12 protein-coding genes and 3 pseudogenes are annotated in these 14202 nt (G+C 66.4%); 5 read left to right on the top strand and 10 right to left on the bottom strand.

The features are described from left to right. Positions 1-16: 16 nt before the first annotated feature. Positions 17-747: pseudogene (locus OHA64_RS00350) on the top strand (IS6 family transposase). A 314-nt stretch (positions 748-1061) separates the two neighbouring features. Here the strand turns inward: OHA64_RS00350 and OHA64_RS00345 are convergent. Next, positions 1062-1964: an alpha/beta fold hydrolase gene (locus tag OHA64_RS00345; RefSeq protein ID WP_405606385.1), complete on the bottom strand. Its 903-nt coding sequence runs from the start codon at positions 1962-1964 to the stop codon at positions 1062-1064. Between the two features lie 574 nt (positions 1965-2538). On the opposite strand from OHA64_RS00345, the gene OHA64_RS00340 reads away from it, so the two are divergent. Continuing rightward, positions 2539-2922 carry an acyl-CoA dehydrogenase family protein gene (locus OHA64_RS00340; protein ID WP_405606383.1) on the top strand — a complete coding sequence of 128 codons (384 nt, stop codon included), beginning with the start codon at positions 2539-2541 and terminating at the stop codon, positions 2920-2922. Positions 2923-3017: 95 nt separating this feature from the next. On the opposite strand, the gene OHA64_RS00335 is transcribed toward OHA64_RS00340, so the two are convergent. Further along, positions 3018-3455, bottom strand: coding sequence for a MarR family winged helix-turn-helix transcriptional regulator (locus OHA64_RS00335; protein ID WP_405606381.1), 438 nt, complete (start codon positions 3453-3455; stop codon positions 3018-3020). A 135-nt stretch (positions 3456-3590) separates the two neighbouring features. Between OHA64_RS00335 and OHA64_RS00330 the strand changes: the two genes are divergently transcribed. Next, positions 3591-4772 carry an MFS transporter gene (locus tag OHA64_RS00330; RefSeq protein ID WP_405606379.1) on the top strand — a complete coding sequence of 394 codons (1182 nt, stop codon included), beginning with the start codon at positions 3591-3593 and terminating at the stop codon, positions 4770-4772. Positions 4773-4818: 46 nt separating this feature from the next. Here the strand turns inward: OHA64_RS00330 and OHA64_RS00325 are convergent, their stop codons facing one another. The 3 genes and pseudogenes from OHA64_RS00325 to OHA64_RS00315 form a co-directional block, all read right to left on the bottom strand. Beyond that, the gene (locus tag OHA64_RS00325; protein ID WP_405606377.1) at positions 4819-7020 is read right to left on the bottom strand and encodes a SpoIIE family protein phosphatase; all 2202 of its coding nucleotides are present in this window, start codon (positions 7018-7020) and stop codon (positions 4819-4821) included. A gap of 124 nt (positions 7021-7144) precedes the next feature. Then, positions 7145-7348, bottom strand: a pseudogene (locus OHA64_RS00320) (hypothetical protein); the annotation flags it as partial. 88 nt (positions 7349-7436) lie between these two features. Further along, a pseudogene (locus OHA64_RS00315) lies at positions 7437-7538 on the bottom strand (short-chain dehydrogenase); the annotation flags it as partial. A gap of 391 nt (positions 7539-7929) precedes the next feature. Between OHA64_RS00315 and OHA64_RS00310 the strand changes: the two are divergent. Continuing rightward, a complete protein-coding gene (locus OHA64_RS00310) occupies positions 7930-8994 on the top strand; it encodes an extradiol ring-cleavage dioxygenase (RefSeq protein ID WP_328643411.1) in 1065 nt (354 codons plus the stop codon). Between the two features lie 36 nt (positions 8995-9030). Here OHA64_RS00310 and OHA64_RS00305 read toward each other — a convergent pair whose 3' ends face one another. Further along, complete coding sequence (locus OHA64_RS00305; RefSeq protein WP_405606375.1) at positions 9031-9810, bottom strand: IclR family transcriptional regulator; 780 nt, start codon at positions 9808-9810, stop codon at positions 9031-9033. Between the two features lie 207 nt (positions 9811-10017). Between OHA64_RS00305 and OHA64_RS00300 the strand changes: the two genes are divergently transcribed. After that, positions 10018-11202: an FAD-dependent oxidoreductase gene (locus OHA64_RS00300; RefSeq protein WP_405606373.1), complete on the top strand. Its 1185-nt coding sequence runs from the start codon at positions 10018-10020 to the stop codon at positions 11200-11202. Positions 11203-11280: 78 nt separating this feature from the next. Here OHA64_RS00300 and OHA64_RS00295 read toward each other — a convergent pair whose 3' ends face one another. From OHA64_RS00295 to OHA64_RS00280, 4 genes are read right to left on the bottom strand one after another with little or no spacing between them, the layout of a single operon-like run. Next, positions 11281-11595, bottom strand: a complete 315-nt coding sequence (locus OHA64_RS00295; protein WP_405606371.1) for a non-heme iron oxygenase ferredoxin subunit — start codon at positions 11593-11595, stop codon at positions 11281-11283. Beyond that, entirely contained in the window at positions 11592-12416 is an 825-nt protein-coding gene (locus tag OHA64_RS00290) for an SDR family NAD(P)-dependent oxidoreductase (protein ID WP_165340141.1), read from the bottom strand. The genes OHA64_RS00295 and OHA64_RS00290 overlap by 4 nt, the downstream gene beginning before the upstream one ends. After that, positions 12413-12940, bottom strand: coding sequence for an aromatic-ring-hydroxylating dioxygenase subunit beta (locus tag OHA64_RS00285; protein WP_328643415.1), 528 nt, complete (start codon positions 12938-12940; stop codon positions 12413-12415). Before OHA64_RS00285 ends, OHA64_RS00290 begins: the two co-directional genes overlap by 4 nt. Before the next feature lie 31 nt (positions 12941-12971). Continuing rightward, complete coding sequence (locus OHA64_RS00280) at positions 12972-14168, bottom strand: acyl-CoA dehydrogenase family protein (protein ID WP_405606368.1); 1197 nt, start codon at positions 14166-14168, stop codon at positions 12972-12974. Positions 14169-14202 lie beyond the last annotated feature (34 nt).

The raw sequence follows: 14202 nt of genomic DNA, 5'->3' as shown, positions 1-14202 counted from the left end.
GGTTGATCGCGTCTGGATGGGATCGCCCGTGTCGTCCGCGTCGCCGTCGCACAAGGGGCACCGGTACCCGGTCGAGATCATCTCGCACTGCGTGTGGCTGTACTTCCGGTTCCCGCTCAGTTTCCGCGAGGCCGAGGAGCTCATGCTGGAGCGCGGCGTCGTCGTGTCCTACGAGACCATCCGCCGCTGGTGCCTGAAGTTCGGGCAGGCCTGCGCCAACTCCCTGCGCCGCCGGCGTCCTCGCCCCGGCGACAAGTGGCACCTCGACGAGGTCTTCATCAAGATCAACGGCGAGCAGAAATACCTGTGGCGGGCCGTCGACCAGGACGGCAACGTGCTGGACATTCTGGTGCGGAACCGACGCGACAAGGCCGCGGCCAGGCGATTCTTTCGTGGCCTTCTCACAAAGACGCGCATGGTGCCGCGGGTGGTCGTCACCGACAAGCTCCGCTCCTACGGAGCCGCCCACCGCGAGGTCATGCCCTCGGTTAGCACCGCTCCCACAAAGGCCTGAACAACCGGGCCGAGAACTCCCACCAACCGACCCGGCAGCGCGAACGGGCCATGAAAGGCTTCCGCAGCACCGGCGGAGCGCAGAGATTCCTCGCCGCGTTCAGCGGGATCTCACCCCACTTCCGACCCCACCGCCACAGCCTGTCCGCTACCCACTACCGAGCCGAGATGATCATCCGCTTCGCCGTCTGGGACCACATCACCGGCATCACCGGCCTGCCCGCAACAACCTGACCCAGGCCGACACCCGGGCCTGTCACACCCCAGCACGCTGTCAGGCACTCACGCACCCAACAACGTGACAGCGCCGGCCGAAGGCCTACCGGGACGGAATCGGGGCCACGCGGGGTCCGTAGCTGGCCCCGACTGCGGTGTCCACCCATCGCATGAGCAGTGTTGAGGTGCTCGTCGCGGCATCGATGTTGTCCTACAGCGTATTCGGCGGACTTCGACGAAACGGGTAATCCACCCCCCGGCTCAGTGCTGTTCGAGTGAGTGGCCGATCTTGCCAAGTGCCAGGTCGACCGAATCCGAGGTGGCTCCGCTGCTTACGGCACTTTGGAGAAGTTGGTCTTCAGTTCGCCAAGAATGTCATCCCACAGCGGTTCGGGTATGTCGTGGGCCATTCCAGCGAACGTCACCCACCGGGACCCACGAATTGCCTTGGCGACCGCACGGCCACACGTGGGGCGCATCATCTTGTCCGCCTGGCCATGGATCACCACCGTCGGAGCGGTGATCTGCTTGTCGTAGCGCAGCAGGCTGCCGCTGCCGAGCATGGCGCTGTACTGGCGCGCCTCCCCGTCGGGGTCGTAGGAACGGTCGTAAGACTCCGTGGCATCGGCCACCATCTGGTCCTCGGAGGCTGGGTAGCCCGGGCTGCCGATGATCTTTGCGGTGCGCACAGCGTTGGCGATGACGCCGTCGCGCGAGGTGTCCTTGGACCGCGTCGTCGCCGCCCGCATCTGCTTGAGGGCCGGCAGGGGCAGCAGCGCCCGGTTGTTGCTCGTGAAGATGAGGCCCAGCGTCTTGGTGCGGTGCTGGTGCGTGGCGGCGAAGATCTGCGCGATCATCCCGCCCATCGACCCGCCGACGACGTGCGCCTTCTCGATCTGCAGGTGGTCGAGCAGCGCCGCAGCGTCGTCGGCCATGTCCTCCAGCGTATAGCCGGCTGCGTTTCGCAGCCCGACCTGGAAACGCAGCAGTCGCGGCAGTAGTTTCGCGCCCGTGTCACGGCCCTCGAGCTTGCTGGAGAGCCCGATGTCGCGGTTGTCGAAGCGGATGACGCGCAACCCCTGATTCACCAGACGCTCGCAGAAACCTTTGCGCCAGTACACCAACTGCGCGCCGAGCCCCATGATCAATAGAACGGCGGGGTCGTTCACGTCGCCCATGTCCTCGTACGCGATGTCAAGCTCGCCGGACTTGGCGATGCCGGTGCGGATGTCCATTAGGCCTCGAATTGGTAGGAATACTCGCGGCTGACCTCAACCACGAAGCTGGATAAGTGACCCATCAGTTGCGGGGCGATCGTCATCTGCCGCCGCGCAAGACTCCTTGACAACAGCGCATAGTGCTCCTCTCTGAGGATCCAGCGTGTCGCTCGGTGTACTGCTTGATGCGCCCGACGATCTGGGCGACCTCGGCGGCGGACATCTCCACGTCGGCCGCGAACTGGCCGGTGTCCATGATCGTGATCGCCGTGGCCGTCTGACACCAGCTCGCCCGTCAGGGGCGTCCCGAGCTCGCCGGTGGTTTCGACCTTCATGAACTCCTGCCTGAGGTGACTGATCTGTTCAGTGGTGAAGCTGGGTGGCCGACGCGAGCCTAGGCAGTAGCACAGGGGATCGTCAGTTGCCGGTTCCGATGGCTGGAACGCCGCGGTGCCACGGCGCCTTCGGCCGTGTGGAGTTCGTTGACGAGTCTGGTTCCAACGAATCGAACAGCAGATTGTCGCCGCGGTCACTCGACCGCACGATCGATGACGAGCGTTGGCTGTCTCGCGGATTTCATCGAGGAGGGTTCATGATCTACCTGGCACTGGACGACGAACAAGAAGCCGTCACCGAGATGACGCGCAGCCTGGGGCTCGACGTCCTGTATCCGGCATCGAAGGAGACCGAAGCGGCAGGTGCCGTGCCGCCCGCGGTGTGGAAGACGATCGTCGAGACCGGACTGACAGCGCCGGTGAGCGAGGAGTTCGGCGGCGGTGGCGTGCCGGGAGTCGTCACCCAGATGGCCGCGGTGGAAAGCCTGGCCTACGGCGATGCCGGCATAACGCTGGCGGCACTGTGGGGCGGTGCGCCGTCGCTGCTGATCTCGGAACACGGCACGCCTGCGCAGCTGTCGGCCTTGCTGGCGTCCGCTGGTGATCTTGACGTTTCCGCACGGCAGATCAACTGCCACTGAGTTGAGCGCGGTGAGCCGATCTCGGCCAGCTCCGACAAGGGGCTCAGTCGGAATCTTGTGCGCGGCTGGGACATCGTCGAACGGCGTTGAACCGGCTAGAGGCTGTTCAATGCCTCGACGAGGGGTGCGAGTTCCGGGTGGTCGGCGGCTGCCCCGAGTGCCTCCTTCAGCATACGATCGTGATGGGGGCGGGCAAGTTCGAGCAGGTATTGTCCCTCGGGCGTCAGCTCGGTGTAGATCCCCCGGCGGTCGTCCGGGCATAGAAAACGCCCCAGAAGCCCGCGCTCTTCGAGGCGGTTGACCAGTCGAGTCGTGGCGCTCGAACTCAGAGCCGTCGCGCGGGCAAGCTGCTGCATTCTCATGTGCCAGCCGTCCTGGCGACCCAGTGTATCGAGGACCGTGTACTCGACGACGGACAACTCGTGTTCGGCCTGCAACACCTTTTCCAACGCAGCTTCCAGACGGCCGTGCAGGGCCGCGAGAGTCCGCCAACCTCGAGCGCGGATCTCAACGGCGTCATCGGCGATACCCATGCAACACCTCCAGCTGCGTTAATCCCGTCACACACTACCAGCTTGCGCCGATATGGCGCGTGTGCAACTATCAGCCGTATCTAAATTAGTTGCATGCGCGCTATAAGCGCTCGCGACACTACTGAGAGGGGTCCCGTGCCCAAGGGACTAATCGCGCTGGCGATCGCGGCATTCGGCATTGGCTTGACCGAATTCGTCATCATGGGGCTCCTACCGGACATTGCCACGGAGTTCGCCGTGCCAGAAGCCGTCGCGGGGTGGCTGATCTCCGGCTACGCCCTGGCGGTCGTCGTGGGCGCACTCGTCGTGACGGCGGCGGTGACGCGCCTTCCACGCAAACCGGTTCTCATCGGGTTGATGGGGTTGTTCATCGCCGGCAACCTGCTGTCGGCGCTGGCCCCGAGCTACGCGGTTCTGATGGGCGGTCGCGTTCTGGCGGCACTGTGTCATGGAGCGTTCTTCGGTATCGGGTCGGTGTTCGCGGCCAACATGGTTCCTGCCCATCGCAAAGCCGGTGCCATTGCTCTCATGTTCACCGGGCTCACCGCGGCCAACGTTCTAGGGGTGCCGTTTGGAACGCTGCTGGGGCAGCAGTTCGGCTGGCGAGCGACGTTCTGGGCGATCACGCTCATCGGGGTGATTGCCACGGCCGGCATCGCCGTCCTGGCGCCCAACGATGATCCGCAGGCCGAGTCGACCGCTAGCCTGCGGCGCGAGATGGGGGCGTTCACCCGCCTGCAGGTGTGGTTGTCGATCGCAGTGACCATCCTCGGATTCGGCGGCGTGTTCGGTGCGTTCACCTACATCGCCTACACCCTGACCGAAGTCTCGGGCTTCGCCTCCTCGACCGTGCCGTGGCTGCTGGTGCTCTTCGGTGTTGGGGGCTTCGTCGGAAACGTCGTCGGCGGCAAGGCCGCAGACCGGTCGGTCGACCGGGCCCTGATCGTGTTCATCGCCGCTTTGACCGTGAGCCTGGTGGCGTTTGCGCTCACTGCGCACAGCCAGCCCGCCACGATCGCTGCGCTGCTGGCGATGGGAGCCGCCGGCTTCGGCAGTGTCCCTGCCCTGCAGATGCGTGTCATGACATTCGGCGATGAGGCACCAACAATGGCCTCGGCCGCCAACATCGGCGCATTCAACCTCGGCAACGCCCTCGGCGCCTGGATTGGCGGCCTGACGATCACCGCCGGCTTCGGCTACACCTCACCCATCTGGGCCGGCGCCGCACTTACCGCATCCGCCCTGCTGGTACTCGCCGGCAACCGGGCCTGTCACACCCCAGCACGCTGTCAGGCACTCACGCACCCAACAACGTGACAGTGCCGTCCGGACGGCTTGCCCCGAGCAGTCCGTGCAGCCTGAGCTATGCCCGGACTGCTGCCGCCTCCGCGGAGCGATCCCCGGTGAGAAGCGATGTTTCGGCCCAGATGACCTTGCCCTCGCGGGTGTGCCGCGTGCCCCAATGACCCGCGATCTTGGCGACCAGGAGCAGTCCGCGGCCGCCCTCGTCGAAAACACGGGCCCGGCGTAGGTGCGGAGCTGTGCTACTGGAGTCGGAGACCTCGACTATGAGAGTGGACTCGAGGATCAGTCGGAGTTGAATGGGCGGCCGTCCGTACCGGATCGCGTTCGTCACCAGCTCGCTGACGATGAGCTCGGTTGCGAACGCCATCTCGACCAGACCCCAGGAGGTCAGTTGTCCGACTGCGCACGCACGGGCCTGGGCGACGATCTCCGGGTCGGAGGGGAGGTCCAGCGTGAGGACATGATCGGCATCGAGCACCCGGGTGCGGGCGACCAGAAGTGCCACGTCGTCGGGTGACCGGACGGGCCTGAGCTCCGACAGCAGCTGGTCACAGGTGTCCTCCAGCTCCGTTGAGGCCTCTTCGAGAACGTGACGCAGCAGGTCCAGGCCGGTGTCGACGTCACGAGTGCGGCTTTCGATGAGCCCATCCGTGTACAGAGCGAGCAAGCTGCCTTCTGGGAGTTGGAATTGACTCATCTCGAAGGGAAGACCGCCCAGTCCCAGTGGCGGACCGACCCGCAGCTCCGGGAAGTGCGCCCGACGGGAGACCGCGAGACCGTCGGACACCCCCGCAGGAGTGACCACCGCGGGTACAAGGTGCCCGGCACTGGCCATGGAGCACACACGGGACACGGGGTCGTACACCGCATACAGGCATGTGGCGCTGGTCTCGTCAGTGCCCTGTTCCTCCTCCTTCTGCAGGCGAATGACGACGTCGTCGAGATGCGTGAGCAGTTCGTCCGGCATCAGATCGATGTCCGCAAGGGTACGAACGGCCGTACGCAGTCGGCCCATGGTGGCTGAGGCACGCAGACCACGGCCGACCACGTCCCCGACGACCAGGGCGACACGGCCTCCGGACAGGGGAATGACGTCGTACCAGTCGCCGCCCACCTCGGCCCGGGCCTCACAGGGAAGGTAGCGGACCGCGGTCTCGACAGCCGAGTGCTGGGGCACGTGCCTTGGCAGCAAGCTGTGCTGGAGAGTCAGTGCGGTCGAACGCTCGCGGGCGAACTGGCGCGCATTGTCGATGTGGACCGCAGCTCGGGATGCGATCTCCTGAGCGAGGAGCAGATCGTCATCATCGAAGGGCGCATGTGTCTGATGGCGAACGAACTGTGCCAGCCCCAGCGGACCGTCATGGGCCCATAGCGGCGCCAGGAGGATCGAGTGAATGCGTGATGTACCCATGTCGTTACTGTCGGCAAAGGGCCTCGCAGCCCATTCCGGCAGATCGGAGGAGGTCATGGCGTAACGCACAGGCCGGCCCTGCGCCATCGCGCGCGCCGGCTCCGATCCATCAGGCAATCGATAGACCGTCCCCACGGCAGGCGGATCCGGCCTCCCTCCGGACGCGGACTTCCGGGCAACTCGATGCAGCACAAACGCTTCGGGCTCCGGGTGGGCATGGATCTGTTCCTGCAGCGCGGAGTCAAGCAGGTCGACAGTGACCAGGTCGGCAAGCTGGTCGGCGCCCACTTCTGCCAGTTCGCGAGCCGTTCGGACGGCATCGAGAGTGCCCCCTATCCGTCTGCTCGCCTCATTGATCACGAGCAGACGCCGCTGAAGTCGGCGATCGCGCGCTTCCTGGTACACCGCGACGACCTGTTCCGATGCACGGTCCACGTAGTCGAACGTCAGCTGGACCAACTCAACGCCCGCCGCGGTGCGCAGTTCCGCGTCCCGGGTGAGACGGGCCACCTCTTCCAGGGCCGTCTGGAGAGCACCGGCATGGGCGATCCGATAGGTGCGCAGGAGCTCGCTGATCGGAATCCCGCGCTCGGCGACACGTCTGGCGAACTCAACGGCGGTCGGCGGCACGGTCGCGTCCGCGACACCGCGACCACTCTCCAGCACGTCCAACATCAGAGCGACGTGCTCGTGCACCTCCAGCGCCGCCAGAGCGGCCAAATCGTCGTACTCCCAGATGGTCGGGGTGTGGATGCGCTTGCTCTCGACCAGTTGGGCTGCCATTCGATCAGCTCGTTGGCGGAGACTCCGAGCAAGATCACAAAGAAAGGTATCGAGATTCGTCCCCATCTTGGCAATATAAGGCAAAAATTTACATTTTGCTTTATATTGCTCCTGTTTGACATCATCCCATGAGGCCGCAGCCGACCACGCCGGGCCGGGCGGGTGACGGAATCCACGGGGGTCCTACCTTTCAGACGTTACGGCGGTACTGGCCGCCGACCTCGAAGAAGGCGTCGGTGATCTGCTGGAGCGAGCAGACCCGGGCGGCGTCCATGAGGACGGCGAAGACGTTGTCGCCGCTGACCGCCGCGTCCTTGAGGGCGGTCAGGGCCGTGTGCGCCGGCTCCTGGTGGCGGGCCTGAAAGTCCTGGACGCGCTTGAGCTGGCTGCGCTTCATGTCCGCCTGCACCGTGCCGCGCACGGTGTGCCGCCACCTGGTCACGGGCCGACTTGAGGACGGACTCGTCCCTGGCGGCAAAGGCGACACGGACTCCTTCAGCGGCAAGCGCCTGGGCTGCCGCCAAGCCGATTCCACGACTCCCTCCTGTGACGATCGCCCGCCTGCCGCCGAGCTGAAGGTCCATCATTCTTCCTTTCGTCGTCGTGAGGCCGGGCTCACAGGCCCAGGAAATCAAGCTCGTTCGTCCGAGGACGCGGTCCGCCTGCGACTCGCCGAGGACATGCTGGTCGGCCGCTGCGGCGACGGTAGCGACTACGCCGGGCCGTAGATTTCCGTGCCCACCACCTTCCGGCCTCCCTGCGTCCGGCGGCCGGATGACCGTGCCCGGCCGGACGACCAGGCATGCCCTTATCCTGTGCACCGCCACGTACCCCGCCAACGAACGGTTCCGGGCAGTAGAACTCACCATCGGCGTAGGAGCTGCTGACAGGTAGACCGGAGTTCGAGGCCGCACCGCGGCCGATACGACGGAGGTGTCCTACGCCTCCCCGTATGGATCTTCGGGAGGAACGACCATGGCTGAGGTGCTTGGTCTCGGCATCACGCACTATCCGATGTTGGCGGGTGCCGACACGCATATGGCGAATCTGCTCAAGAGCACCCTGAAGGATCCCGACATCCCCGCCGACCGGAAGGACGTCCGCAACTGGCCCGAGCTCGCGCAGCGTGAATGGGGAGACGACCAGGGTGTCGCCGCTGCCGCCGCCCACCGGGCCCGGTTGCTCAGCGGTCTGACCCGCTGCCGTGAGGCACTCGACGAGTTCCGTCCGGATGTCGTCGTGGTCTGGGGCGACGACCAGTACGAGAACTTCCGCGAGGAAGTCATCCCCTCATTCTGCGTGTTGGCCTACGACGACACCGAGGTCGAGGCATTCGCCGTACTGGACATGATCAAGGTGCCGAACGCCTGGGGCCTGCCCAACGACACCACCTACCGTATGCGTGGCCTGCCGGCCTTCGCCAAGCAGCTCGCGACGGACGTGCTCACCTCAGGGGTGGACGTCGCCTATTCCTACGAGCATCGCAAGGGCGTCCATTTCCCGCACGCGTTCGCCAACACGCAGATCTTCCTCGACTACGAGCACGTGGGAAAGGAATTCCCGTATCCGATCGTGCCCATCGCGGTGAACTGTTACGGCGAGCACGTCATCGCCCGGCAGGGCGGCATGGCCAAGTTCGCCGACATCAAGGCCGGTGAGCAGCTCGACCCGCCGGGTCCGTCGCCGGTGCGCTGCTTCGAGCTGGGCCGGGCGGTGGCGCGTTCGGTGGCGGCCGGCGACAAGCGTGTGGCGCTGGTCGCGTCGGCGAGCTGGTCCCATGCCTTCCTCAACGACAAGGACTGGCACCTGCGCCCGGACTCCGACGCCGATATCAGGCTCTACGACGCCCTCGTCGCGGGTGACTACGACACCTGGCAGAAGGTGACCACGCGAGAGGTGGTCGACGCCGGCCAGCACGAGATGCTCAACTGGTTCTGTCTGCTGGGTGCGATGTCGGAACTCGGTCTCGAACTGCAGTGGAGCGACTTCGTCCAGACGGAGATCCTCAACTCCAACAAGGTCTTCGCGCTGTACCAGTGACGACGTTCTCGCGCGACGTGTGGCCGCCACCGCGGGTCATGCGTCGCGCGGGAACCAGCGGGCGTGTTCCGGCAACTGCTGCTTGAGCTCCTTGGCCAGTTGTGCGGTGGTGTCCCGAAGCACGGTCCCGGTCTTGGGGTCGAGCTCCACGTCGGACGGATAGGCCACGGAGAGCGCACCCACGGCAAAGCCCCGCACCACGATCGGCGCGGCGACACAGGCCAGGCCCAGCCTGGCCTCCTCGCGTTCACGAGCCAGTTCGCCCTGGCGGATGCGCCGCAGCTCGGGGATCAGCTTGTCGACGTCTGTGATGGTGTGCGGTGTCAGGCCGGGGAGAGGGCTGGGCAGGAAGTGCTTCAGGTCTTCCAGGTTCTCGTGCGCCAGCATGGCCTTGCCCACGGCAGTGCAGCTGGCCGGCAACCGTACACCGACACCGTCCGGGTCGGACGATTTGCTGTTGCGCGCCACCTTTTCCAGGTACACGACATCGAACTGGCGCAGGACCCCCAGTTGCACGGTGTGTCCCGTCCATCGGTGAAGCCTGGCCATGTGCGGCATGGCCGCATCCCGCATGACGCCCGCCGGAGTGGTGCTGCCCAACTGGAACAGCTCGATCCCGATCCGGTACCCGGCGCGGTGGTGCTCGATCGCGCCCAGTTCGATCAACCGGGCCAGCAGCCGGTGCACGGTGGACTTGGGCAGCCCCGAGGCACGGGAGAGCTCCGTCAGGGTCATCACGCGTTCATGACTGTTGAACGCCCGCAGCACGTCGAAAGCCTTGGAGAGGATCGACGGCGGATTCTCGGCGATCAGCATCAGCCCTCCGTTCGGCCTGGCACATACGACGGACCGCACACCCAGGTTTCGTCCGCATCTCAGCAGTATGAAACCCCCACCCAGGCCGTGCGGTCCAGGTTCCAGCCACTGGAACACTCCATGTCATCCCTGGTCACCGGTCCGTAGCGTAAGTAGACGGCTTGCTCTGCGCTCGCGCAGCCGATGAGGCGGAAAGGAGAAGCCGCTATGCAGGACGCACAGGTCGTCGTCGCAGGAGCCGGCCCCGTGGGGCTGCTCACCGCCCTGGGACTGGCCAGGGCAGGCCTGGACGTCACGGTGCTCGAAGCAGCGTCCGGGATCGAGCCGCGACCGTACGACATGGTCTACCACTGGGCGGTTCTGCCCGGGCTGGAGGACCTCGGCCTCCTGGAGGAGCTCTGCCAGGCCGGCGTCGTGGCACACACCAGATCCTTCGTCGTTCCGAGCACCGGTGAGCGGTTGGTCCTCGACCTGCGGTCCCTCACGGACGAGGTCGAGCATCCTTTCGAGTTGCTCGTCCCGTCCCATGTGCTGGCCAGGATCGTGGTCGACCGGCTGGCCCGCCACCCCCGGGTCAGGTTCGAATGGGGCACACGCCTGACCGACGTGTGGCAAGACTCGCACGGCGTAACTGTGACGGCAGATACCCCGCACGGCGTCTCCACCCTGCGGGCAGCGTGGCTGGTCGGTGCCGACGGGGCGCACAGCCAGGTCCGGCGGTCGCTGGGCATGGGCTTCCCCGGCGTGACCTGGCCCAAGCGGTTCGTGGCCGCCGATATCCGGTTCGACCTCGCCGGGCTCGGGATGTCTCCCTCCTCTTGGCAGCTCGATCTCGACAACGGCGCGCTGATCGGTCTGGCCGACGACACGGGCCTGTGGCGGTACACCTTCGCGGAGAGCCGGCTGCTGCCGGAGGAGACGATCGCCGACCGCATGTCCGCCGTGTTCAAGGCCGTGCTGCCGCACGGGGCCGACCCGCTGCTGGAGAGCTGGGCGGCCTCCCGGGTCCATGAGCGTGCGGCCGAGAGCTTCCGGTCGGGACGGGTCGTACTCGCCGGAGACGCCGCCCACGTCACCAACCCGAGCCGTGGCTTCGGCCTGGCCTGCGGGGTCTTCGAGGCCCTCGCACTCGCCCGGCTGCTGGCCTCCGTGGTGCACGGCGACGCGGAACACACGGTTCTCGACCAGTACGCGGAGGACCGCCGCAAGGTCTTCGAGGAGTCCGTGTCCCCGCTGTCGGCGCAGGCCATGCGTCTGCTGTTCCTCACCGAGAGCCCGGAGCAGTTCGCCGAGGGAGTCGAGCACTGCCGCCGTATGGCCGCCGATCCGCACCTGCTCCGCGGCCACCTCCTCGAGAGCCTGGAACTGCGCGGCACGTTGTTTCTTCCATGAGACGTTTGTGCCGTGAGACCGGCAGTGAGGCCCACAGCGTTGCGCTGTGGGCCTCACCGTCGCTGAGCCGGCTCGCGCTCAGCCGACGACGAACACCTTGCCGTCGTCGATCTCTGTCGCGTACGTCCGGAGCGCCACGGTGGCGGGGAAGCAGAGTGCCTCGCCCGTGCGGATGTCGAACCGCGCCATGTGCAGCGGGCAGGTCACCTCGCAACCCTCCAGGTCGCTGTCGGACCCGAGCGACCACTTCTCGTGGGTGCAGGTGTCGGCCGTCGCGTAGAACTCGCCTCCCTCCGTGCGGTACAGGGCGATCGGCGGGTCCCCGGGCACGGTGATGGCCGTGCCCGGCGCAACGTCCTCGGCCAGGCAGGCGAAGCGGCGTTCGGTGGTCATGGCCCAAGCCGTCCTTCCTGACCCGAGCCGGAGAGCCAGGGCCAGTACTTGGCCGTGGCTCCGCCATCGACGGTGATGTTGCTTCCGGTGATCATCGAGGACTCGTCCGAGGCGAGGAACACCACTGCGGGGACGTAGTCCTGGGGAGTGGGCAGCCGGCCCATCGGGAAAAGACCCTGAAAATTCATCGGGTACTCGCTGGGCCCGGCCATCAGTCCCACGAGCTCACGGGCCCGCTCAGGGTCGTCGGGAAGGGTCACGGTGGGAGTGAAGCCGTTGACCCGGATGCCGTGCCTGGCCAGTTCCATGGCGGCGGAGCGGGTGAAGTTGATCAGCCCGCTCTTGCCGGTGGAGTAGCCGATGTTGCCCGGTTCACCCTGCCAGGCCGCCGTGGACAGGATGTTGATCACGCTACCGTGAGTGCCGGCGTCAATCATGTGCATGGCGACTTCGCGGGTGAAGAGGAAGGATCCGCCAAGGATCACGTCGAGCTGCCGACGGTAGTCCTCGACGGTCATCGTCAGCAGCCCGCGCTTGTGGAACCACACGGCGCTGTTGACCAGGATGTCCACGCGCCCCCAACGGGCCACCGCCTGCTCCACGACCTCCGGGGCGTGCGCCGGGTCGGTGACGTCGCCGATGGCGGCGATCGCCTCGCCGCCCGCCGCCTCGATGGCCGCGACGGACGGCTTGACCGACTCCTCGTCGAGCCCGGTGCACACCACCCGGGCGCCCTCGGCGGCGAGTCCCGCCGCTATGGCACCGCCGATGAGCGGGCCGGTACCGGTCACGATCGCGACCTTGTCCTGCAGGCGGTTCACAGGATCACGCTCACCTTGCCGTGCGGGTGCAGCGCGTCGAGGTCGAGTACGGACTTGCGGAGCTCGTAGCGGAAAGATCCGTCCTCGTCCTGAAGCAGGATGTGCCGGTACTGGCCGACATACGTGTCGACCGTGCCCGAACGCACCCGGTACACCGCGAAGTTGGCAGTGACGGTCAGCCGTCCGTCGGTGGCGTCGGTGACCCGCACATTGGTGATCAGGTGCCGGGTACGGGAGTGCGGGTACTCGGCGTGTGCGGCGCGGGTGAGCAGCGAGTTCACCCGCTGCTCCAGCAGGAAGCGGTCGTCCTGGATGAGGAAGAGATCCCGCGCGGGGTCGCCGTCCGGCTTGTCGGTGGACGGAACCTGGTACTGCCCGTGCGGGGCGAACAGCTCCAGCCACTCGTGCAGCCGCCATGTGTCGAGCAGCTCGGCCTCCTCGTAGAGGTAGCGTTCCACCGAGCGGACCAGGCTGTCGGGGACATGCGCCGGTGCGATCGGCGGGGTGGGGGCTTGGGTGGCCATTGCGACTCCTTGTTACGTGTCTGCGCTCGGTTCAGCCGACCAGTCGGCCCATGAGTGAGCGGCCGGCGATGATGCGCTGGATCTGGCCCGACCCCTCGAAGATGTCCATGATCTTCATGTCCCGGTACCACTTCTCCAGGAGCAGTTCCTTGCTCCAGCCCTCGGGCCCCAGGAGCTGGATGCAGCGCCGGACCACGCGCTCGCAGGACTGCGGCGCGTAGCCCTTGGCAGCGGCGGCGGCCGCGGTGTCGCTGCGGTCCTTGCCGATGTCGACGAGATACTGGGCGCGCAGGACGAGTCGGCGGCCCCGCTCCAGCGTGTGCTCCATGTTCTCCAGCTCGGTCTCGATCTGGGACCACCGCTGCGGAGTGAACCCCGCCTTCTGCCCGACCAGGAGGCCCTTGGTGACATCCAGCGACGCCTGGGCCAGGGCGATGGCCATGGAGGAGATGCGAGGACGGTTGTGGACCAGAGCGGCGAACGCACCGCTGCGGCCGCTGGCCCTGGTCTCCGCTTCGCCCTCGGCCGTCCAGCCGAGCCGGTTCTCCAGCGGGACCACACAGTTGTCGAAGAACAGTTCGGACGTCACCCAGCTGCGGATGCCCAGCTTGCTCTCGCTGACCTTGGGAACGGTGAAGCCCGGCGTTCCCTTGGGCACCACGAAGGAGCTGATGCCCTTGGCGCCCAGCGACTTGTCGACCGTGGCGAACACGGTGACGTACTCACCGGTGGCTCCGTTGGTGCAGAAGATCTTGGTGCCGTTGATCACCCAGGTGTCGTCCTCGCGGGTCGCGGTGGTGGACACCAGGGAGGTGTCCGAACCGAAGCCCGGCTCGGTGAGTGCGAAGCCCGTCGGGGCGCCCCCCTCCACGATGGGGTCGTACCACTTGGCGACCTGCTCGGGCGTGCCCATGGCTTCCACGACCAGTTCGCCGATGCCGCCGCCCAGCACGGGCGGCACCCACACGTCGCCGTAGACGAGCGCTTCCGTGATCACCGCCTTGGACACATAGCCGCCCTCCTCGAAGTCCGGTACGGAACCCTCTTCGGGCTTGTCGGCGCGGCCGAGCGGGACCGGGCTGGTGTCGAGGATCTCGGCCCAGTTCGCCGGCGGGGCGTGCCGGTCGTCGGCCTCTCGCGCGTATGGCCGGCACTCGGCGACCGACCATTCACGTACCGTATTGGCGTAGTCGGCCAGTTCCTTGCTGATCTCGAAGGGCAGGCTCATGACTCCTCGTTCTCTGTGATCGGGTCTGTGGGGC

Source organism: Streptomyces sp. NBC_00076 (assembly GCF_045041235.1).
Lineage (GTDB): Bacteria > Actinomycetota > Actinomycetes > Streptomycetales > Streptomycetaceae > Streptomyces.
Note: the sequence above shows the minus strand (reverse complement) of the source record. Positions and strands in the feature narration are given on the sequence as shown.